Source organism: Actinomycetospora sp. NBRC 106378, assembly GCF_030269685.1.
In the GTDB taxonomy this organism is placed as follows: Bacteria; Actinomycetota; Actinomycetes; order Mycobacteriales; family Pseudonocardiaceae; genus Actinomycetospora.
This window is the reverse complement of sequence record NZ_BSTT01000001.1, coordinates 844,881-866,155: the sequence shown is the minus strand read 5'-3', so window position 1 is coordinate 866,155 and position 21,275 is coordinate 844,881. Positions and strand designations below refer to the sequence as shown.

At 75.1% G+C, this 21,275-nt stretch carries 21 protein-coding genes; 13 read left to right on the top strand and 8 right to left on the bottom strand.

The window, feature by feature from the left end:
- Positions 1-149: 149 nt before the first annotated feature.
- Complete coding sequence (locus QSK00_RS04320) at positions 150-1,670, bottom strand: carboxylesterase/lipase family protein (protein ID WP_285587861.1); 1,521 nt, start codon at positions 1,668-1,670, stop codon at positions 150-152.
- Between the two features lie 141 nt (positions 1,671-1,811).
- On the opposite strand from QSK00_RS04320, the gene QSK00_RS04315 reads away from it, so the two are divergent.
- From QSK00_RS04315 to QSK00_RS04280, 8 genes are all read left to right on the top strand, one after another.
- Positions 1,812-2,468, top strand: coding sequence for a hypothetical protein (locus QSK00_RS04315; protein ID WP_285587860.1), 657 nt, complete (start codon positions 1,812-1,814; stop codon positions 2,466-2,468).
- 272 nt (positions 2,469-2,740) lie between these two features.
- Positions 2,741-3,070: a hypothetical protein gene (locus QSK00_RS04310; protein WP_285587859.1), complete on the top strand. Its 330-nt coding sequence runs from the start codon at positions 2,741-2,743 to the stop codon at positions 3,068-3,070.
- A 24-nt stretch (positions 3,071-3,094) separates the two neighbouring features.
- Entirely contained in the window at positions 3,095-3,397 is a 303-nt protein-coding gene (locus QSK00_RS04305; RefSeq protein ID WP_285587858.1) for a hypothetical protein, read from the top strand.
- Positions 3,398-3,749: 352 nt separating this feature from the next.
- Complete coding sequence (locus QSK00_RS04300) at positions 3,750-4,148, top strand: hypothetical protein (RefSeq protein WP_285587857.1); 399 nt, start codon at positions 3,750-3,752, stop codon at positions 4,146-4,148.
- A 28-nt stretch (positions 4,149-4,176) separates the two neighbouring features.
- Positions 4,177-4,491 carry a hypothetical protein gene (locus tag QSK00_RS04295; RefSeq protein ID WP_285587856.1) on the top strand — a complete coding sequence of 105 codons (315 nt, stop codon included), beginning with the start codon at positions 4,177-4,179 and terminating at the stop codon, positions 4,489-4,491.
- Positions 4,492-4,588: 97 nt separating this feature from the next.
- Entirely contained in the window at positions 4,589-5,233 is a 645-nt protein-coding gene (locus QSK00_RS04290; protein ID WP_285587855.1) for a hypothetical protein, read from the top strand.
- Between the two features lie 99 nt (positions 5,234-5,332).
- A complete protein-coding gene (locus QSK00_RS04285) occupies positions 5,333-6,922 on the top strand; it encodes an N-acetylmuramoyl-L-alanine amidase (RefSeq protein ID WP_285587854.1) in 1,590 nt (529 codons plus the stop codon).
- 34 nt (positions 6,923-6,956) lie between these two features.
- Complete coding sequence (locus tag QSK00_RS04280; protein WP_285587852.1) at positions 6,957-7,778, top strand: SirB1 family protein; 822 nt, start codon at positions 6,957-6,959, stop codon at positions 7,776-7,778.
- 31 nt (positions 7,779-7,809) lie between these two features.
- Here the strand turns inward: QSK00_RS04280 and QSK00_RS04275 are convergent, their stop codons facing one another.
- Entirely contained in the window at positions 7,810-8,769 is a 960-nt protein-coding gene (locus tag QSK00_RS04275) for a GlxA family transcriptional regulator (RefSeq protein ID WP_285587851.1), read from the bottom strand.
- A 71-nt stretch (positions 8,770-8,840) separates the two neighbouring features.
- On the opposite strand from QSK00_RS04275, the gene QSK00_RS04270 reads away from it, so the two are divergent.
- A complete protein-coding gene (locus tag QSK00_RS04270) occupies positions 8,841-9,269 on the top strand; it encodes a PPOX class F420-dependent oxidoreductase (RefSeq protein WP_285587850.1) in 429 nt (142 codons plus the stop codon).
- A 24-nt stretch (positions 9,270-9,293) separates the two neighbouring features.
- Here QSK00_RS04270 and QSK00_RS04265 read toward each other — a convergent pair whose 3' ends face one another.
- Both QSK00_RS04265 and macS read right to left on the bottom strand, forming a co-directional pair.
- Complete coding sequence (locus QSK00_RS04265) at positions 9,294-9,968, bottom strand: response regulator (RefSeq protein ID WP_285587849.1); 675 nt, start codon at positions 9,966-9,968, stop codon at positions 9,294-9,296.
- Positions 9,965-11,116 (bottom strand): MacS family sensor histidine kinase, encoded by a 1,152-nt coding sequence (gene macS, locus QSK00_RS04260; protein ID WP_285587848.1) that lies wholly within the window; start codon positions 11,114-11,116, stop codon positions 9,965-9,967. The genes QSK00_RS04265 and macS overlap by 4 nt, the downstream gene beginning before the upstream one ends.
- Before the next feature lie 321 nt (positions 11,117-11,437).
- On the opposite strand from macS, the gene QSK00_RS04255 reads away from it, so the two are divergent.
- Positions 11,438-13,180: a hypothetical protein gene (locus QSK00_RS04255; protein WP_285587847.1), complete on the top strand. Its 1,743-nt coding sequence runs from the start codon at positions 11,438-11,440 to the stop codon at positions 13,178-13,180.
- On the opposite strand, the gene QSK00_RS04250 is transcribed toward QSK00_RS04255, so the two are convergent.
- Positions 13,164-13,688, bottom strand: a complete 525-nt coding sequence (locus tag QSK00_RS04250; RefSeq protein WP_285587845.1) for a hemerythrin domain-containing protein — start codon at positions 13,686-13,688, stop codon at positions 13,164-13,166. The genes QSK00_RS04255 and QSK00_RS04250 overlap by 17 nt on opposite strands.
- 74 nt (positions 13,689-13,762) lie before the next feature.
- Positions 13,763-15,031 carry a MarR family winged helix-turn-helix transcriptional regulator gene (locus tag QSK00_RS04245; RefSeq protein ID WP_285587843.1) on the bottom strand — a complete coding sequence of 423 codons (1,269 nt, stop codon included), beginning with the start codon at positions 15,029-15,031 and terminating at the stop codon, positions 13,763-13,765.
- A gap of 104 nt (positions 15,032-15,135) precedes the next feature.
- On the opposite strand from QSK00_RS04245, the gene QSK00_RS04240 reads away from it, so the two are divergent.
- Complete coding sequence (locus QSK00_RS04240; protein ID WP_018330495.1) at positions 15,136-15,456, top strand: hypothetical protein; 321 nt, start codon at positions 15,136-15,138, stop codon at positions 15,454-15,456.
- Between the two features lie 43 nt (positions 15,457-15,499).
- Here the strand turns inward: QSK00_RS04240 and valS are convergent, their stop codons facing one another.
- Positions 15,500-18,070 carry a valine--tRNA ligase gene (gene valS, locus QSK00_RS04235; RefSeq protein ID WP_285587841.1) on the bottom strand — a complete coding sequence of 857 codons (2,571 nt, stop codon included), beginning with the start codon at positions 18,068-18,070 and terminating at the stop codon, positions 15,500-15,502.
- A gap of 570 nt (positions 18,071-18,640) precedes the next feature.
- Here valS and QSK00_RS04230 point away from each other — a divergent pair.
- Both QSK00_RS04230 and QSK00_RS04225 read left to right on the top strand, forming a co-directional pair.
- Positions 18,641-19,171, top strand: coding sequence for a hypothetical protein (locus QSK00_RS04230; RefSeq protein ID WP_285587839.1), 531 nt, complete (start codon positions 18,641-18,643; stop codon positions 19,169-19,171).
- 46 nt (positions 19,172-19,217) lie between these two features.
- The gene (locus QSK00_RS04225; RefSeq protein WP_285587837.1) at positions 19,218-20,603 is read left to right on the top strand and encodes a DUF222 domain-containing protein; all 1,386 of its coding nucleotides are present in this window, start codon (positions 19,218-19,220) and stop codon (positions 20,601-20,603) included.
- Here QSK00_RS04225 and QSK00_RS04220 read toward each other — a convergent pair.
- Positions 20,506-21,264 carry a maleylpyruvate isomerase family mycothiol-dependent enzyme gene (locus tag QSK00_RS04220; RefSeq protein ID WP_285587836.1) on the bottom strand — a complete coding sequence of 253 codons (759 nt, stop codon included), beginning with the start codon at positions 21,262-21,264 and terminating at the stop codon, positions 20,506-20,508. The genes QSK00_RS04225 and QSK00_RS04220 overlap by 98 nt on opposite strands.
- Positions 21,265-21,275 lie beyond the last annotated feature (11 nt).

The following is a 21,275-nucleotide window of genomic DNA, read 5'->3' as shown; positions in this document are numbered from 1 at the left end:
GGTGTAACCCTCGCGGCGGGAGCGCGCCGAGCGCGCCGAGCACCCCGCCCCGGCCGCGAGGGTGACGTGGGGCAGGTTCCGGGGGCCGCGGGCATGCCTGGTGTAACCCTCGCGGCGGGAGCGCGCCGAGCACCCGCCGTCGGGAAGGGTCAGCGGTAGCCGCGGTAGCCGGCCCACGCGAGGCGGCGGCCCCGGCGAGGGTCGGCCTCGATGCGGTCGTGGGCGTCGACGATCCGGGTGAGCCGGTCCTCGGCGGTGTACCGCGGCCAGTGCGAGGCGGGCGCCCCGGTGCGGGCGAAGGTCGTCCAGTCGCGCTGCAGGCTCCGCGAGACGACCCGGAGGGCGCGGGCACCCCCGAGCGCGGTCAGCACCTGTCCGGCGCGGGACCGGGCGAGTCCGAACACGGCGTAGAGCTCGGTCCCGTGGGTCGCGCGCAGGCCGAGGAGGCGAAGCAGGCGCGGGGCGAGGTCGTAGCGGTAGGCGTAGACCGGGTGGCCCGCCGCGCTGTGGCCCTCCATGACCTGCACCGACGGGTACCAGAACAGGTAGTCGCCGCCGAGGTCCTTGCGGTACGGGGTGCCGCGGTAGGCCGCGAGGACCTGATCGCGCAGCTCGGGCTGGGTCGCCGCGAACACGGCCGCGACGCGCTCGTCGGACACGAGGAGGTCGAGGCGCAGCCCCGGCAGCTCGAAGAGCCGGCCCTCCGTGTCGTTGGTCCCGATGATCAACGGCACGGGCGCGGAGCGGCCCGCGGCGAAGGCGTCGAGCGGCGCCTCGGGCAGCAGGTCGCCGTCCACCACCGGCGCCGTGAGCAGCACGCCCGGCGTGTCGTCGGCGGCGTGCCGGTAGCGGCGGGCGGCGTGCAGGAGCTGGTCGGTGGTGGCCCCGTCGAGGAGTGCGACCGGGTCGTCGGTCCGGCCGACCACGTGCTCGAGTTCGCGGAGGTAGCGCTCGCCCCAGCCGGAGGCCCGCTCCTGCGAGTAGGCGACCCCCGGCGCCGAGCTCTGCGCGATCGCGCGGTGGAAGAGCCCGCGTGCGGCCGGGACGGTCATGAGGGTGGTCACCGAGATCGCCCCGGCGGACTCCCCGAAGATCGTGACGTCGTCGGGGTCGCCGCCGAACGCCGCGATGTTGTCGCGCACCCACTGCAGCGCCGCGATCTGGTCGCGGAGCCCGAGATTGGAGTCGATCGGTCGCTCGGGGGTGCCGTAGGACGAGACGTCGACGTAGCCGAGCGCCCCGATCCGGTAGTTCACGCTGACGTAGACGACGTCGCCGCGCGCCACGAGCCCGTGGCCGCGGTAGGTGGTCGCGGAGGCGGCCCCGACGACGAAGGCCCCGCCGTAGAACCACACCATCACCGGACGCGGGGCGTCGGCGGGCGCGGCCGGAGCGACGACGTTGAGCGTCAGGCAGTCCTCCGCCATCGGGGTGTGCTTCCCGGCGCCGAGGAACTCGCCGGTCCGCTCCTGCGGGGGGACCGGGCCGAACGTCGTCGCGTCCCGGACCCCGTCCCAGGGCGCGACCGGCTCGGGGGCGCGCCACCGTCGGGGACCCACGGGCGGCGCCGCGTACGGGATGCCCCGCCACGAGACCAACCCGTTGCGGGCCAGGCCCCGCAGCGCACCCGTCGTCGTGCTGACCTCGACATCGGTACGCGTGCGTTCCACCCCTTCACTGTGCCACTCGGGGAGGCGGTCCGACGGCCCTGCCCGCTCGGCCGTACGCGAGAACACGAAGAGTGACACCATCAGGTGGGAAGCGCCCGATCAGTGGCGCGTGTCGGCTTGTCAAGCCCCAGAATCGCGAACGTGGAAGCGGATGTCGCGGCGGCACTGTGGCAGGTGGAGGCCGCCTTCGTCGCGCACCCGGCCCGCGACGTCCTGGAGAGCTGCACGCCGCGGCAGGGCCCGGTCGTCCTCGCGGAGGCGGACCCGCTGTCCCTCGCGCTCGGACTGGGTACCACCATCGGCGCCCCCGACGACGTCCGTGCCCTCACGCCGTGGCTGCTGCGCGCGGTCGTGACCGACGACCGGGTGGACCTGCACTCCGTCCTCTCCCGCATCGCGGCCTTCTGGGTCGACTGGACCACCGCCGAGCGGACCGCGGTGCGGGACTTCGTCGACACCCTGTGGGTCGCCCTGCTCGACCGGCACCCCGGCCCGCACCCGGACCTGCCCGTCGCGACGGCCACGTCGTTCCTCGACGACGCCTCCGGACTCGGCGACGGGCCCGCGCGCCTGCTCGGCATCTGGGAGTACAAGGACACCGCGAGCGCCGACCACCACCTCGCCGAGCTGGTCATCGACGCGCACTACGGCGCGCGGGTGGACCCCGTCGTCGTGGCCTGGACCCGGGCGCCCGCCCAGCGGGAGCGCCTCGAACGGGCGGCCCGCCGGGACCGCGCGGAGGCGTGGGCCGGCGATCTGGGAGCCGCGCTCGATCTGCTCGCGTCCAACCCGAACTGACGACGTCGATCCTCAAGATCTCACGCCGCGTCACTGCACTTCGTGGTCTGAACCCGCCGTCGAGTGCACCTCGCGACCCCCACATCCGGGACCGTGCGCCGGCCAGGCCGTCGCCGCACGTGATCGTCGGCCGCCGGTCGAGCACGGGTCGGGGAACTGATGCCGCCTTCCGGTGACACTCGGTCACGAAGTTCGCGCAACGGTCGTTGACGCAGTCGATGTCGCTCCTCGGGGCGGCCGACCGCTCCCCTCACGACCGTCCAGGAGTTCCCATGATCACCAAGCTCGGCATCGCAGGAGTCGGCGTGGCCGCCAGCCTCGTCGCGCTCGCGCCGCTCGCCTCGGCCACCGAGTCGCACGGCGGCCCGCACGGCGGGACCGGCCCCTCCTCCACCTGCTCGGTCGCGGGCGGCAACGCCACGGCGACCAACCGCGCGGACAGCGAGGGCCTGGTGGGTGCCGTGGTCCAGGCGCCGGTCGGCGGCCTGAACGCCGCGAACATCGTCTGCAACCGCATCCTCAACGACAACCTGAGCGGCAACGTCGTCGACCTGTCCGTCCTCGGCGACGGCCTCGACGTGCTCGGCCTGCTCGGCCTCTGAGACGCCCCGACCCACCGCGAGGAGATGACCGTGTCCTACCGCAAGCCCGCCCTGGTGACCCTGACCGTGGCCGCCGGCCTCGTCGCGATCGCGCCCTTCGCGTCCGCGAACCAGTCGCACCACGACAGCCCGCGTCCCGCGGCCCCGAGCTCGACCTGCTCCGCGCAGGGCGGTGCGGCCACGGCCGACAACCGCGGATCCGGCGAGGGGCTCGTGGGCGCCGTCGCCCAGGCCCCGGTCGGCGGAGCCAACGTCGGCAACCTGCTGTGCAACAGCATCCTGAACGACAACCTCAGCATGAACCGGCTGACCGCCGACGTGCTGTAGGCGCCCGACCCCCGGACGGCCCGGTCACCCTTCGCGGTGGCCGGGCCGTCGTCGTTCCCGCCCCCGGGCACAACTGCCCCGGACGGGGACCTCCGGCCGTCGGAGATCCACTCCTGCTCGTCGCGCTGCGTGGCGGTCCTCCCCCGACGAACGATCGCCGTCGCCGCTCGACCGGGTCGCCGACGGCCACCGATCTGCGCTGTCCGTGGCATTCACGGACACGTTTCTGCACGGGTGCAGCAACCGACGACGCCTTCCGGTGACGACGAGTCACCTTTTTCGTACAGGTGCCGTTGATCCCCTCGATGCCACCGCACGGCGGCTCTCCCCCTGCAGCTCCCCAGGAGAACTCGTGATCAGCAAGATCGGCGTGGTCGGCGTCGGCGTGCTCGCCGGCCTCGCGGCCGTCGCCCCGCTCGCCTCGGCCACCGAGTCCCACGGCGACGACCACGGTCACGGCGGACACTCCGGCCCGACGTGCTCCGTGCTCGGCGGGGACGCCGGGGCCGGGAGCACCATCACCGGCGACTCCCTGGCGAACGTCGTCACCCAGGCACCGGTCGGTGGCGCCGACATCGCCAACCTGACCTGCACCTCGATCCTGAACGACAACCTCAACGGCAACTCGATCGCGGTCTCGGTGCTGGGCGCCGACCTGCCGACCGAGCTCCCGACCGAGCTCCCGACCGAGCTCCCGACCGAACTCCCGACCGAACTCCCGACCGAGCTGCCGACCCTCCCGGCGGCCTGACGGACCCCGGCACGGAGGCGGAGACCACATGACGAGGACGACGATGGCCGCGGTGCTGCTCGGTGCCGGCGCCGGGCTCGTGGCGGGCGCGCCGCTCGCGTTCGCCGGCGACATGCCGAGCCACGACGACGGCGGGCACCACCGGTCCCACCACGGCCACGGCGGCGACACCTGCTCGGTGAAGGGCGGCGACGCCGCGGCCGGGAGCACCGTCGCCGGCGACTCCCTGGCGAACGCGATCGCCCAGGTCCCGGTCGGTGGCGCGAACGTCGCGAACCTGACCTGCACCTCGATCCTGAACGACGACCTGAACGGCAACTCGATCGCCCTGGACGTCCTCTAGGCGCGATCGCTCCCCCCACGACGGCCCGGCCACTCCCTCCCCAGGGTGGCCGGGCCGTCGTGCGTCCCCGGTCCGCGATCCGTGACAGGCTGGCGAGGTGGACCCCGACCGCCCACTGCCGGCGACGTGGAACGGTGACCCGCTCGTCCGCGAACTGCTCCGCCGCGGGGTCGGCGGTGCCGGCCCCTTCTCGCCGGCCCGGCGGGTCGCCGACGACCACCTGGCCGAGGCCGACGGCGACGTCGACGTCGCGATCCGGCGCCTGACCACCACGCACGTCCGGCTCGCCGCGAGCTCCGGCCTGCTCACCAGCCTCGGCGGTGCCGCGACGATGCTGCTGACCGCGCCCGCCGGTGCCACCGGTCTCTACCTGGTGTGCACGCGGCTCGCCGCCTCGATCGCCCACGCCCGCGGCCACGACCTCGAGGACCCCGTGGTGCGCACGGCGGTCCTGCTCTGCGTGCTCGGGCCGGACGGCTCGGAGCTCGCCGAGCACACCGGGATCGACCTGCAGGAGGTCTCCCTGCTGACCGGCCTGCGGCGGCTGCCCACCGAGGTCCGCGAGCAGCTCGACCGCCGCATCGGCTACCGCCTCGCGAGCCGGGCGGGCCGCCGCGGCGTGCTCAACCTGACGAAGCTGATCCCGCTCGTCTCCGGGCCGATCGGCGCGGGCGCCGACTCCATCACCGCGCGCTCGGTCGCCACCTACGCCGACGTCGCCTTCTGGACCCGCTCCTCCTGAAGATCACCCACGCGGGTGGTGCGTCGGCGCACCACTGGGGCGCATGTGGGTGACACAGTCTGCTCCGGCGAGGAACGACGGTGGAGCGGAGGACGACGGATGTCGCGGTGGTCGGCCACGAACGGTTCCCGACGGCGGGTGGCCCCGTCGGGTCCGCCACGGCGCCGGCTCCAGCGGGTCCTGCTCGGGTTCGGGGCGTTCACCGCCCTCGCGGTCGCCGCCCCCGCGGCGGTCGCGGTCACCGAGCAGGCGCCCGTTCCCGCGTCGTCGGTGTCGGCGGTGTCCGCCCTGCCCGCGGCCACGCTCCCGCCGGCGGACCCGACCCCGCCCTCGATCAGCCCCGTTCCGCTCGCCCCGCAGGGCCGGGACGGCAGCGGGGCGCAGGTGGCGCGTTCCTCGACGCCGCTGCAGCTGGTCGCCGTGACCTGGACCGGACCGGATCCCGACACGATCTCGCTCCGGTCCACCGACGACAGCGGGGCGTGGGGCGCCTGGCTGCCGTTGGACGCCAACAGCGACGAGCGGGACGCGCAGGACGCACAGCGGACCGCGGCGACCGGGTCACGGTCGTCGGCGCCGGCGCCGGGCGGCACCGATCCGGTGTGGGTCGGCGACAAGCGGGCCGTCGAGGTGCGCGCGACCCGGGGCGGGAAAGCGGTCACCGATGGTCTCGCGGTGCAGCGCATCGACCCCGGCACGTCGGGCAACGACGAGGCGATCGGCGCCCGGGCCCGGGAGCGCCAGACGGCGGCGCGGGACGGTGCCCCCGTCGCGCCGGCCTACGTGACCCGGGCGCAGTGGGGGGCCGACGAGGGCATGATGACGTGGCCGCCGGAGTACTCCCCGACGACGAAGGCGGTGACGATCCACCACACCGCCGAGTCGAACGACTACAGCCCCGAGCAGGCGGCGGCCATCGTCCGGGGCATCTACGCCTACCACGCGAAGAAGAACGGCTGGGGCGACATCGGCTACAACGCCCTGGTCGACAAGTACGGGACGATCTACGAGGGCCGCGCCGGGGGCATGGACCGTCCGGTGATCGCGGCGCACGCCGGCGGGTTCAACCGCGAGACGTTCGGCATCGCGATGATGGGCAACCTCTCCGACGTCGCTCCGACCCCCGCCGAGCTGACCTCGGTGGAGAAGCTCGCGGCGTGGAAGCTCGGCGGGATGTACCGGGACTCGGCCGCCAAGGTCACGTTGACCTCCAACGGCGGCGGCACCTCGAAGTTCGCCAAGGGCAGTCAGGCGACGGTCGACGCCGTCTTCGCGCACCGCGACGTCGGGAACACCGCCTGCCCGGGCAACGCCGGCTTCGCCGCGATGGACACCATCCGCGCCGAGGTGAACAAGCTCGTCGCCGCCGCGGGCACCGACGTCCGCGCCGCCTGGGCGGACCGCCCCGACCTCGGCGACCCCGACCGCGTCGAGCAGGCCACCGCCGACGGCCGCGGACGGTTCACCGACTTCGCGCACGGGTCGGTCTACTGGTCGCCGGACACCGGTGCGCACGAGCTGAGCGGCCCGATCCTCGACGCCTGGCGGGCGCGCGGCGCGGACCGGTCCGAGCTCGGCCTGCCGACCGGGGAGGAGTTCACGACGGCGGCCGGTCGCGCGCAGGCCTTCGAACGCGGTGTCCTGCGATGGGACCGGACGAGCGGCGCGACCAGCATCACGCCCTCCTGAGCGCGCGCGGCCCCGGCGGGGGAGGATGCGCCCCGTGCCCGTCGACCCCGAGGACCGGACTCCGCCGCCGGACCCCCAGGGGTCGGCCGACGCCGTGACCCGGTTCGCCGCCCTCGTCGAGGCCGGTGACCCGCCGCTCGACCGGGCGGCCCTCGAGATCGCGCGGCTCGCGCGGCCCGACGCCGACCTGGGCGCCACCCTCGCCGAGCTCGACCGTCTGGCCTCGGGGATCGCGAGCGTGGACGGGCTCGTGCTGCGCCTGTTCACCGAGGAGGGATTCGCCGGCAACCGCGAGAACTACTACGACCCGCGGAACTCCTCGCTGGTCGACGTCCTCGAGCGGCGGCTCGGCATCCCGATCACGCTCGCCGTCGTCGTGATCGAGGTCGGTCGTCGGGCGGGGCTGCAGATCGAGCCGATCGGCATGCCGGGGCACTTCCTCGTGCATCCCGTGGGCTCGGCCTGGTACGTCGACCCGTTCACGGGGACGCTGCTCGACGAGGCCGACTGCCGGGCCCTGTTCGTGGCGTCCACCGGGGCGAACCCGGCGCTGCCGTTCCACCCCGACCTGCTCGTCCCCGTCACCACCGAGGCCGTGCTCGTGCGGATGCTGACCAACCTGCGGGTGGTGCACCGCGCGGCCGGACGGGTCCCGGAGCTGCGCCGCGTGCTGGAGGCCCGGTTGCACCTGCCGGGGGTCACCGCCGAGGAGGTCGTCGAGCTCGCCGCGACGATGGGGCGGCGCGGGGAGTACCTCGACGCCGCCCGGCTGCTGGACTCGTGGGGGGAACGCCTCCCGCGGCACGCCGCGGAGCTCGCGCGCGCCGCGCGCGTCTGGCGGGCCCACCTCAACTGAGGTGCGCCCTGCTCACCTGCCGCAGGCACCCTCACACGCCGAGGAAGGTGCGGCGGTAGGCACGCGGCGACACGCCGAGGACCTCGCGCATGTGCAGCCGCAGCGACGCCGCCGTCCCGTACCCGCACCGGGCCGCCACCTCCTCGACGGTGAGGTCCGAGGTCTCGAGCAGCTCGCAGGCCGACTCCAGCCGTCGGCGCGCGACCCACTGGGTCGGGCTCGTCCCGGTCTCCTCGCGGAACCGGCGGGTCAGGGTGCGGGTGCTCGTCCCGGCGGCCGCCGCGAGATCGGCGAGGGTGATCGGGCGCTCCAGGTGGTCGACGGCCCACTGCCGGGCGCGCCCGGTGGGGGACACGTCGGTGTCGGGGAGCGGCCGGCGGATGAACTGCGCCTGCCCGCCGTCGCGGTGCGGCGGGACGACGGCGAGCCGCGCCACCTCGTTCGCGACGGCGGCGCCGTGGTCCTGTCGGACCATGTGCAGGCACAGGTCGATGCCCGAGGCGACCCCGGCCGACGTCAGGACCCCGTCGTCGTCGGTGTAGAGGACGTCGGGCTGCAGGGCCACGGCCGGGAAACGCTCCGCGAACACCGTGCTGCTGCGCCAGTGCGTCGTCGCCCGGCGCCCGTCGAGCAGGCCCGCGGCGGCCAGCACGAACGATCCGGTGCAGATCGACGCGAGGCGGGCGCCGGGTCGGCGGCGGGCCAGGGCGTCCTCGAGCTCCGGGTCGAGCGCGGTGAGCGTGTCGTCGGCGTCGGTCGCCGGGACCACCACGGTGTCGGCGGCGGCGAGCAGGTCGGGCCCGTGCTCGACGGTCAGGCCGACGTCGCCGTCGGTGCGGACGGTGCCGGGCCGCACCGCGCAGGTGGCGACCTCGTAGAGCCGTGCCCCGTCCGCGTCCCGCGCCTGCCCGAAGATGCGGTGGGCGATGCCGAGCTCCATCGCGAGCACGCCGTCGCGCACCAGGACGGCGACGCGGTGCGGGAGCGGCATGGCCCGATGTTGTCACAGGTCGTCCCGCAGGCCACTGGCAGCGGGCCCGGCCCGGGGTGAGGGTGGGCGCCGTGCCCATCACCCTCCCCGAGTCGGCCCGCGCCCTCATCCGCTCCGGCGCCCTCGCCCATCTCGTCACCCTCGATCCCGACGGCGGACCCCAGGTCTCCACCGTGTGGGCGGGTCTCGACGGCGACCACATCGTCACCGGTCACTTCGGCAACTACCGCAAGCTGCGCAACCTGCGACGGGACCCGCGGATCGCGATCTCGTTCGCGGGCGCCGAGCCGCTCCCGAACGGCATGCACCCCAACCTCGTCGTGTACGGCACGGCCGAGGTGACCGAGGGCGGGGCGGCCGAGCTGGTCGGGGCGCTGGCCCGGGTGTACGTGGCGCCGGACTTCGAGTACCAGGCTCCTCCGGGGCCTCCGCCCGGCTACGTCGTGCGGACCACCGTGGAACGCATCAGCGGGGTCGGGCCCTGGACGGCGGGGTCGTGACGGGGCCGCCCCCGCGACCCGGGGTCACTCGGCGTCCAGGCCCTGCTCGATCGCGTACCGGGTCAGCTCGACCCGGTTGGTGAGCTGCAGTTTCCGCAGGGCGTTCTGCACGTGGTTCTCGACGGTGCGGTGCGAGAGCGTCAGCCGCTCGGCGATCTGTCGGGCCGTCAGCCCCTTCGCGACGAGGCGCAGCACCTCGGTCTCGCGCGGGGTCAGCGCCGGCTCGCCGGTGGGCCGGACCTCCCGGCGCGCGGCGTTCTCGCGTCGCCGGAACTCGCCGAGCACGAGACCCGCGAGCTCGGGCCCGAACACCGCCTGCCCGTTGGCCGTGCGCGTCACCGCGTCGACCAGCTCCGCCGCCTGGGCGGACTTGATCAGGTAGCCCGACGCCCCGGCACGCACCGCTCCCAGCACGTCGCCCTGCTCGGCGCTCGCGGAGAGCACGAGCACCCGCGTCCCGGGCAGCGCGGCGCGGATCGCGGCGGTGGCGCCGGCCCCGTCGAGGTGCGGCATCTGCAGGTCCATCACCACGACGTCGGGTCGCGCGGCCGGCGCGATCCGCACCGCGGCGGCCCCGTCGCCCGCGGTCGCGACGACGTCGAACCCACGTTCGCCGAGGTCGCGGGCCACGCCCTCGCGCCACATCGGGTGGTCGTCGACCACCATCACCCGCGTCGGCGCTCGCTGCGGGTCGCTCATCGGGGGAACACCAACTCCCACTCCGTGCCCTGTCCGGGCGCCGTCTCCAGCGTGGCCGACCCCCCGAGCTCCTCCGTGCGGCCGCGGATGGAGGAGGCCACGCCGAGGTGCCCCTCCTCCCGGGCCGCCGCCAGTCGGCCCTCGGGGATGCCGCCGCCGTCGTCGCGGACGCTCACCGTCACCGCGCCGTCGTCGTCCTCCACCAGCACCCACAGCCCGGTGTCGGGACCGGCGTGGGCGTCCGCGTTCGCCGCCGCCTCCCGCACCACCGCGACCACCGCCCGGGCCAGCGCGCCGGACACCGCGACCGGCTCCGGCGGGACCGCGAGCACGGCCCGCGACGGCAGGGTGGCGCCGATCGCGGCACCCAGGTCGACCGGCTCGCCGTCGGGACCGTCGAGCCCGGGCGGGCCGCGCGTGATCAGCCGCCGCAACGAGACCTCCTGCTCGGCGGCCTCCCGGACCAGGTCGGGGTCGCCCAGCGACGGGCCCCGGCGGCGGACGAGCGCGAGGACCTGCAGCACGCCGTCGTGGATGTCGCGGGCGAGCCGGTCACGCTCCGCCGCCGCGGCCTCCGTCGCGATCGCCTCCTGCAGTCGCTGTGCCGAACGCCGCATCGCCACCGACGCGAACCCGACGGCGACACCCGCGACCAGCAGCAGCTGCGCGTCGGAGAGCAGGGCGGCGTCGAGGGCGCGGCGGGTGAAGGCCAGCGCGGCCACCGACACCGCGACCGCCCCGACCGCAGGCCGCACCCCGTACGCCACGGCGACGGCGAGCACCGCCCCCGCCGACCACACCGTGGTGATCACGGGCTGCCCGGCGGCGATGCGCGCGGGATCGTCCACGAGCACCGTGGTCATCGTGGTGAGGACGGTGACCACGAGGTCGACGAGCACGAGCCGCGACGGCCCGCGGAGGTAGGCCACCGAGGTGACGAGCGTCCAGGCGGCCATGAACACCACGACGCCCACGCCGAGGGCGGGCCGGGCGTAGAGGTCGGCGAAACGCACGACGTTCGCGACGGCGTAGGCCAGGGCGACCACCCGGTAGAGCACGAGGCCCCGCCACAGCGGCGCGAGCGTCGCGTGCACGTCGACGGTCGCCCCGCGCCGGGGCGTGCGTGCCGTCCCCGTGGTGACCACCACGCCCCCTCTCCGCCCACGCGGCGTCGATCCGCGCCCGGCACGGCGTCATCCCACCGGGGCGGCCGCGTCCCTCCTCCGGGTGCGGCGGCGCTGCGCTCCGGTCTCCCGGGGCGTCAGCATGCCGCACCGGTGTGACATCGACCATGACCGACGCCCGATTCGTCCCCGCCCCGGTGACTCCCCGGTCACCGGTGGTGGGGTCCGGATCGGGCCCCATTACCGTGGGCGGCGCCCGCGGCGCGACCCGGGTCCGCCCGGCGCGCGATCGCCGCGGGACCCGACGGGACGGCACCGTCGCGGCGGACGACGAGGAGGACTCCGGTGAGCAGCTGGGTGATGGCGGTCGAGGTGACGCCGTCGGAGCTGGTCGCGGTCGAGGTGGACCGGGCGGCCGGCACGGGCGACCCGGCCGACGGGTCGCCGCCGCGGAGCGCGTCCCTCGAGCCCGGCGGCGACGCCGTGGACCGGCTCGCCGACGCGTTCACCGCCCTGCTCGAGGGCACGGACCGGCCGTCGCGGCTCGTCGTCGCGACCCCGGCCGACACCGAGCGGCGCCGCTTCGAGGAGATCGCCGAGGCGACGGCGCTCGTGGGGCTGCCCGCCCCGTCGTGGCTGCCCGGCCCGGTCGCGGCGGTCGGCGACCGCGTCGCGGCCGAGGTCGCGGTCGGCGACCGCGCGATCGTCCTGGACGCGCGGGACGGCGCCCTGACCGCCTGGCCGGTGGTCCGGACCGCCGAGGGGGCCGAGGTCGGTGCCCGGGGTCCGGTCGCCACCGGGACCCGGCTCGACCAGCTGCTCCTCGGCGTCGTGCGCGCCCAGCTCTCCTCGCTCGACCCCGCGGCGGGCCACGTCGGCGGCCCCCGTCCGGGCACCCGCGGGACGGGTGACACCCGCGGCGAGGCCGCCCGGCTGCGCCGCGAGGTCCGCCGCGCCCGCACGCGGCTCGCCGACACCGACGTCGCGCACGCCCGGGTCTCGGCCGGCGGCCACACCGTGACCGTCGACCGGGCGGTGTTCGACCAGCTCGTCGAGCACGCGCTGCAGGAGACGGTGTCCGAGATCGACCGGTCCGCCGGGGCGGTCGGGCCGGACGACGGTGACCGGTCCGGTGTCGTGCACGTGCTCACCGACCGCGTCACGCCCCTCGCGCGACGCCTCGCCGACCTGGTCGGCGGGTCCGACGACGCCCTGGTCCTGCCGGGCGGCGCCACCGACGGCGTGACCGGGCTCGCGGCGCTGCTGCGCCCCGCCCGCCCGCGGGCCACCCGCGCCGCCTCCGGCGCCCAGGCGATCCGGGCCCGCCGCACCGTGGGCCACCCGTCGGCGCCGGTCGGCGTCGGCGCCGTGGTGGGCGCCCCGGCCGCAGCGGCGCCGGCGCTCGACGAACCGCTCGTGCCCCGTGAACCCCGCACCCCGGCGCACGGGCTCGCGCGGCCGGACGGGCCGACTGACCCGCCGCGCGAGGAGCGCCCCGAACACCCCGAGGAGCGCCCCGAGGAGACCACCACGGTCGACGGCCCCGCCGTGCGGGACGACGAGGAGCGGCCCGGGCCGGACATCCCCGCGGCCCGTCTGCCCTCCACACCCGTCCAGGCCCAGCGGGGCTCGGAGGACTGGCCGCAGGCGTTCGGCACGGGGGTGGGCGGGGTCGGCGCCGCTCCCGCCCCGGTCGCCGAGCCCGGGCGGCCCGCGAACGGCACCGGCGTCGCCGGTCACGCCGCGCTGGCTTCGGCGCGCCCCCACGACGCCCGCCCGACGTCGGACGCCCCGCCCGGCAGCTCCGGCCCGCTGCGTCGACCGGAGCCCGACGCCGGGCTCGCGCCGCTCGCGCACGCCCCCGGCACCGGACCCGTCGTCCGGACCGGCCGGGGGCCGGACACCGCACCGCAGCCGGTCCCCGCGGAGACGGGGACGCGCCGGCCGCCGCGCGGCGCGATCCCCGTGCTCGTGGTGCTCCTGCTCGTCGCGGTGCTCGCGGCGGTCGGGGTGCTGGTGCTGGGGCCCGGCGAGATCAGCGCCGCCTTCGGCGGGCTGGGCGCGGGAGTCGTCAGCTGGTGGTCGTGACCGCCTCGACGTAGGCGTCCGGGTCCTTGTCCGCGAAGTCGAGGCCCTCGGCGTGGGCGTGCTCGGACTTGAACTGCTCGAACTTGGCGCCCAGCTCCTGGCGGAAGGCGAGCGTCGTCACCCGGCGGAACGGGGCCAGGTCGTCGCTCTCCTCCTCCGACATGTGGTGGTTGTTGGCCTTGTCGCACTCGTCGATCGCGGCCCACCACTCCTCGCTGCCGGGCTCCTGGTCGAACGCCTTGCGCGCGCCGGCCCGGATGTCGTCGTGGTCGCCGATGGCGTCCTCGGTGGCCGAGGCGTCGTCGTCGTCGGCGCGGCGGGCCATCGACGGGTAGAAGTGCTCCTCCTCGGCGGAGGCGTGGACCTCGAGGTGGCGGGCGAGCCCGTCCCAGATCTGCGCGGCCTCGTCCAGCTTGTCGGGGTGGTCCCGCAGCCCCGCGAGGAGCAGGAACTGCCGACGGAACCAGTCGTGGTCGTCGAGGATCATCTCGGTGATGTCCGCGGACATACTCGGAACTCCTTCGGTGGTGGTCCGGTGGAGCTACCCCCGCCCGGCGGGAGGCAATCGGGCTCCACGCGGGCTCAGGAGAGCTGGACCGCCCCGTCGGCGTCCACGAACCACACCTCGGCCCGCGCCTGCTCCAGCGTCGACGCGGCGTCGGCGGCGAGGCCGCGGTAGCGGCGGGTGTCCGGGAGCGCGATCACCACGCGGCTGCGCGGGTGGGCCCGGCGTCGCTGCACCGCCGCCGCGCTCGCGGCGCGGAACCAGTCCGCCGCGAGCGTGCTCGGGTGCGTGCGTGCCCCGTCCGGCGGCCACCCGGTGACCTCGACGTGCACGTCCTCGCCGTCCAGGCCCGCCACGAGGTCGAGCGCGGGGCCCTGCTCGGTCGCGCGGCGCACCGTCCCGCCCCGGCGGGTCAGCCAGGTCGCGACCGCCGCGGCCACGTTCTGCGTCCGCGACCAGCCCTGCAGCACGTCGCGCTGCGGGACCACGACCTCGCGGGACCGGGCCGGGACGGTCCGCAGCGCGGCCCGCTGCGCCAGCCGCTCGCGCAGCACCACCGAGGCCGACGCCGAGAAGGGCAGGAACCGCAGGGGCGTCTCGTCCGGGTCGTCGCCGGCGCGCTCGGAACGCCGGATCCGGGCGAGGTCGTCGCTGGGCGCCTTCGGGCGGGGGCGGGGCCGGCGCGACGGCGGCTCCTCGTCCTCCTGCTCGTCCCGGGGGTCCGCGGTGAACACCGTGGGGTCGGTGAACGTCCGGTCCGGCCCGGGAGCCGGCAGGACCGCGCTCGCCGCCTCCTCCCGCCCGGCGTCGGTGACACGCGTCCGGATCGGGGCGTCCTTCGAGCGGGCGGACCGCTCCACCAGGCCCGCTTTCACGAGCTTGCGGCACTGGTAGTTGAACGCCTTCGGGTCGACGTCCGGGTGCGCGGGCGCGAGGATCGCGGCGATCTCGTTGTCGGTCAGGCCCGCGGGCGCGTCGACGAGGGCGGCGAGCACGGCGGCCTGGACGGGCGGCAGACCGGGCAGACCGGTGGTCGTCGGCGCGAGGGACACATCAGGCGCATCGGTCGACGGCTCCGGCTCCTCGATGGGCCGGTCGGGTGGTGCGGGCGGGACGTACCCGGGAGCCAGCCGCGTGCGGACCGGCTTCGTGCCCACCCGCTCCACCGCGCCCGCGGTGACCAGCTTGCGGCACTGGTGGTTCACGGCCTTGTAATCGATGCCCGGGTGCGCCTCGACGAGCGTCTCGGCGAGCTCACGGTCCGAGAGGCCCTCGGGATGTCCGACGAGCGTTCGGAGGATGTCCTCCCGCGTCCCGGCGGCCGATTCGGGGACCGGGAGTGCCATGGCCGCTCTCCTCCGTGACCAGGCGCCGGGTCGGGGGACCAACCCGTGTGATGGCGCGCGCGATGACGTGCGTGACCTTTCCGTGATCCGTATGATAACGGGGCATGCTGGCACTGACGGAGACGGCGGCCGAGGCGATCTCCAACATCCTCGAGACCAACGAGATGCCCGAGGGATCCGGTCTCCGGATCGCCGCCACGCCGAACATGGCGGAGGAGGGCCTCGAGCTCTCCGTCGCGCCGAACCCGGCGGCGGACGACACCGTGCTCGAGGGCGGCGGCGCCGTCATCTTCCTCGAGCCGATGGCCGCGTCCGCGCTGGACGACAAGGTCCTCGACGTCGAGCGCATCCCGGAGAACGAGTCCGACGGCTCCGGCGACGAGTACCGCTTCGCCATCACCCCGCAGTCCGAGCTGCAGGGCTGAGCAGCACCGGGCCCCGCCGCACGGGGCCCGGCTCCGTCTCCCGCTAGGCCTGGACCGCCTCCACGGGCCCGCCGACGCGGGTCACCAGCTCGCCGTCCTCGGACGGCAGCAGCTCCACGTCGCGCACCCGTCCGGCCGCCTGCACGTCGCCCAGCACGACGCGCAGGGCGTCGAGCTGCGCCTCGGGTGCCGAGACCGACAGCGACTCGACCTCGGTGCGGATCGAGAGCTTCTGGTCGGACTTGCCCTTGCGGATGCCGGAGATGACGTCGGAGGCGACGTCGAGGACCGCCTCGTCGCCCCCCTCGGCGCTCGGGAGCTCCGTGGTCGTGGGCCAGGCGGCACGGTGGACCGAGCCCTCCTGCCACCACGACCAGACCTCCTCGGCCACGAACGGCAGCACCGGCGCGAACAGCCGCTGCAGCACCCGCAGCGCGACGGCGAGCGCGGCGCGCGCCGAGTCGCGGCCCGCGTCGTCGAACTCGCCGTAGGCGCGCGCCTTGACGAGCTCCAGGTAGTCGTCGCAGAAGAACCAGAAGAACTGCTCGGTGACCTCGAGGGCGACCGCGTAGTCGAACCGCTCCAGCGCGTCGGTCGCGCGCTGCACGACCGTGGCGAGCCGCGCGAGCAGCGCCTGGTCGATCGGCGCCGTCACCGACCCGACGTCGGGAAGGCCCGTGCCGACCCCCACCCCGAGGATGAACTTCGAGGCGTTGAGGAGCTTCATGGCCAGACGGCGGCCGACCTTCATCTGGCCGCGGTCGAAGGCGGTGTCGACGCCGGGACGTCCGCCGGCCGCCCAGTAGCGGACCGCGTCGGAGCCGAACTCCTCGAGCAGCCCCATCGGGGTGACGACGTTGCCCTTGGACTTCGACATCTTCTTGCGGTCCGGATCGAGGATCCAGCCCGAGAGCGCGGCGTGCGCCCAGGGCAGCTCCCCGAACTCCAGCGAGCTGCGCACGACCGTCGAGAACAGCCAGGTGCGGATGATGTCGTGGCCCTGCGGGCGCAGGTCCATCGGGAAGACGCGCCGGAACAGGTCGTCGTCGACGGTCCACTGCCCGGCGATCTGCGGGGTGAGCGACGAGGTCGCCCACGTGTCGAGGACGTCGGGGTCGCCGGTGAACCCGCCCGGCCGGTCACGCTGCTCGGCGGTGTAGCCGGGCGGGACGTCGGTGGTCGGATCGATCGGCAGCGCCTCGTCGTCGGGGGTGAGGACCTGCTCCGGCAGGACCTCGCCGTCGGCGTCGAGGGCGTACCAGACCGGGATCGGGACCCCGAAGAACCGCTGGCGGCTGACCAGCCAGTCGCCGTTGAGCCCGCGGACCCAGTCGGCGTAGCGGTGGCGCATGTAGTCGGGGTGCCAGACGAGCTCGTCGCCGCGGCGCAGCATCGCCTCGCGCATCTCGGTGTCGCGGCCGCCGTTGCGCAGGTACCACTGGCGGCTGGAGACGATCTCGAGCGGCTTGTCGCCCTTCTCGAAGAACTTCACCGGGCGCGTCGTCGGGCGGACGTCGCCCTCGAGCTCGCCGGTCTCGGCGAGCATCGTCACGATCTTCTCCTTGGCGGTGAAGACGGTGGCGCCGGCGATCTCCTCGTAGCGGGCGCGCCCCTGCTCGGACGTGATCCACTCCGGGGTCTCGCGGAGCAGGCGGCCGTCGCGGGTGATGACGGTGCGGTTCGGCAGGTCGAGCTCGCGCCACCACTGGACGTCGGTGAGGTCGCCGAAGGTGCAGCACATCGCGATGCCGGCGCCCCGGTCCATCTCGGCGGCCGGGTGCGCCAGGACGGGGACCTCGACGTCGAACAGCGGCGAGCGGACGGTGGTGCCGAACAGCGGCTGGTAGCGCTCGTCGTCGGGGTGGGCGATCAGCGCGACGCAGGCGGGGATCAGCTCGGGGCGGGTGGTCTCGATGAAGACCTCGCCCTCCGGCCCGTGGTAGGCGATCCGGTGCCAGGCGCCGGTGTGCTCGCGGTCCTCGAGCTCGGCCTGGGCGACCGCCGTGCGGAACGTGACGTCCCACAGCGTCGGGGCCATCGAGACGTAGGCCTCGCCGCGGTCCAGGTTGCGCAGGAAGGCGCGCTGGCTGATCGCGCGGGCCCGGGCGTCGATGGTCTGGTAGGTGTGCGACCAGTCGACGGAGAGCCCGCCGCGGCGCCACAGCGCCTCGAACGCCTTCTCGTCCTCGGCGGTCAGCGTCTCGCACAGCTCGACGAAGTTGCGCCGCGAGATCGCGATCTGCTGCTTGCCGGGCTTCTCCGGCGGGGCGAAGTCCGGGTCGTACGGCAGGCTCGGCTCGCACCGCACGCCGTAGTAGTTCTGGACGCGGCGCTCGGTCGGCAGGCCGTTGTCGTCCCACCCCATGGGGTAGAAGACGGACTTGCCGCGCATGCGCTGGAAGCGGGCGACGACGTCGGTGTGCGTGTAGCTGAAGACGTGCCCGACGTGCAGGGACCCGGAGACCGTCGGGGGCGGCGTGTCGACCGAGAAGACGTCCGCGCGCTCGGCCGTCCGGTCGAACGCGTAGGTGCCCTGCTCCTCCCATACGGCGGCCCAGGTGTCCTCGAGACCGTCGAGCGTCGGCTTCTCGGGAACCCGGGGCAACTGCGTCATGCTCCCAGTTTACGGAGGGTGTCGTCGGCGTTCCCGGGCGCGGGTCCCCCGGTCCGGCACACCTGCTGGGCCGGGTGGGTGGAAGCGGTAACGCCGCGGGTGCCCGTGGGGACAGAGTGGCGGGGACCGCGCACGTGGCGGTGTGCATACGTCTGTTCGGGGGAGTGGTTGTCGATGCACGCGCAGGACTCGCAGCAGGCCCGTCACCGGGCGACCGGGGGGCGGGGGTACGGCCGGGAGGCGGGTGGGACCGCGTCGTACACGCCTCCCCGCCGCGAGGGTGGCCGCCACCGTGCGCCGGAGGCGCCCTCGACCGAGTTCGCCGACGTCCCGATGCAGCAGCGCGGCTCCCTCGACTCCCCGCCGTCCGGCTTCCCCCGCTTGCCCACTGCCTTCCCGACGACGGGTCCTGGGTCCGGTTCGATCCCGACGGCGGGTCCCGGGTCCGGTTCGATCCCGACGCAGGGTGGTTCGCCCGACGTCAGCGGTGGCCCACGGCGGACACCGGACGTCAGCAGGGCGCCACGGCCGTCGGGCCCGCTCCCGGCCACGCCGACCGAGGACGAGCCGGTGACGATCCCGGTTCGGCGGACGGATCTCGACCGCACCCTCCGTCGGGACGAGGACCGGGAGGCGGCGGTGCCCCGCCAGCGTCGGGCGGCCGAGGCGGTGCCGTCGCTGCGCCCGCTGGCGGTCCGCGACCGCACCCCGCCGCTGCGCCCCGGTGCGTTCGGGTCCGGGTCGTACGGTTCGACCGGGGTCGGGCCGGCCCGCACCCGCACGCCCGCCGCAGTCCGTCAGCCCCTGCCCTGGGAGCGCCGGACCGAGGGACGGCTCGGCCTCGTCGGCACGGTCGTCGGGGCGGTGGGCGTCCTGCTCGGGCTCGCGCCGTGGTCGGGGGTGCTGCCGCGGGTGATGCCGACCGACACCCTGGGCAGCACGCCGCTGTTCAGCCTGATCGGGGCGCTATGCGGTGTGGCCGCGCTCGGGATCGGCGCCTTCGCGATGTTCCGGGCCGACGGGGTCGGTCGTTCGCTGCTCCTCGGAGTGGGCTCGGCCTGCCTGGGAGCGGCTGCCGTCGTGGTGGGGCTGACGCTCTGACGTCGAAGGGCCCGTGGCTGTCGGGGGTCGCTGCTAGCTTGCGAACATGAGTTCGAACGGGGTGGTGGACGCGGTCGGCGAAGAGCTGACCGCACTCCTCACGCGCCTCGGCGAACTCGCCGACCTACCCACCGATCCGGTCGGGGACGGCGCCGCCTGCATCGACCGGATCGCGCTGCTCGAACGGGCCCGCGGGGCCTTGGCCGCGGCGCAGCACACCGCGATGGTGGCTTTCGGGCGCGCGCAGGTCGAGGCGCAGCTCGACCAGATCGCGACCGGCCGGCTGGACCCGGAGAAACTCGGCCGGGGGATCGGCGACCAGATCGCCCTGGCCGCGCACGTCTCCCCACACGTCGCCGACCGTCGCCTCACTGTCGCCCGAGCGCTCGCCACGGACCTGCCCTGCACCCGCGCCCTGCTCGTGAGCGGGCGGATCAGCGAGTACCTCGCCGAGCAGATCGTGTCCCTGACCAGCCACCTCGACCCCGAGACCCGCCGCCTGGTGGACAAGCAGGCCGCCGAGGCCGGGCTCGACGAGCTGGGCCGCAAGGCCGCGGTCGCGGCGGTGAAGAAGCTGGCCTACGAGGCTGACCCGGTCGGGTTCCTCCAGCGCGGCCGCACCGCCCGCAAGGACCGCCGGGTCGCGCTGCGCCCCGCGCCGGACACCATGGCGGTGTTGTCCGGGCTGCTCCCGGTCGAGCAGGGCGTCGCCTGCATCGCCGCTCTCCGTCAGCACGCCGACAGCTTGATCGCGACCGGCGCGTCCGGCGGACGGTCACGGGACCAGATCCTGGCCGACACGTTGGTCGAACGGCTGACCGGACAGACCCGCGCGGAGGACGTCGACGTCGAGGTCGGGATCGTGCTCCCTCTCGACGCGCTGACCGACCCCGACAGCCCGAAGACCGGAGAACTGGTCGGGCACGGGCCGCTGCCCGGCGGGATCGTCGTCGAGTTGCTGCGCCGCACCGGTGGGAAACGGTGGTGGCGGCGGCTGTTCGCTCACCCCGTTCACGGCGGCCTGGTCGGGGGTGACCCGCAGCGGAGGTTGTTCGACGGGTTCCTCGCCACGTTGATCACCTGGCGCGACCGCGCTTGGTGCCGAGAAGCCTTCTGCGGCGCCCCGATCCGGCACCTCGACCACATCACAGGCAAAAGAGCCGGCGGGCCCACGAGCTTCGGGAACGGCCGCGGGAACTGCGTGCGCCACAACGAGGACAAGGAACTCCCCGGCTGGCACCACGAGGTCCTCCACGACGGCCTCGGCGACCAGCCGCACACCGTGCAGACCACCACCCCGACCGGCCACACCTACACCAGCCGGGCCGGACCCGTCAGCTCAGGGCTGCCACCCGGATCCAGTCCTCGGCCACCGCGGGGTCCCCGAACACGGCGACGTCCTCCACGTCCCCGAGGCCCCGGCGTCCCGTGATGACGGCGAGCAGGTCGACCGCCCGCCCGCGTACGGCGACGTCGGCCTTCAGGTGCTCGCGGGTGATCGTCACGCCCTCGGCGCCGCGGCGGATGAGCCACTCGCCGTCCGGGGCGTCGGTCACGTGCAGGTGGATCGAGGCGTCGCCGCGGACCCGGCGGGAGCCGCTCCGATAGGCGGTGAGCAGGTCGTACCACTCGGCGATGCCGTCGACGGCCACCTCCGGGGCGACGTCGGCGAGGGGCGGGAAGCCCACCGCGAGCTCGGCGTCGAGCCGGTGCACCAGCGTCTCGTGCAGCTGGCGCCGTGCCCAGAACGCGATCGTCACCGGCCCCACGAAGCCGCCGACCTCACGCGCCGGGTCGGCCGCGTCCAGGGTGGCGGCCAGGGCGGACGCCCCCTGGAGCAGCCACGTCGCCACCTCGTCGCGGGACTCCGGTGGCTCGCCGTCGGCGATCTCGGCGTCCCGGGGGACCATCCGCTCCGCGCCGGTCCCGATCGTCAGGACGACCCGCCGGTGCACCTGGCCGAGGTGGCGGGCGAGGTCGCGGACGGTCCACCCGGGGCACGTGGACACGGGCGCGGAGAGGTCGTCCCCCGCGGCCGGCGCGCTCACCGCGTCGGCGAACGCGGCGGCCTGGAGGAGCAGCTGGTCGGGCACGACCGTGAGCC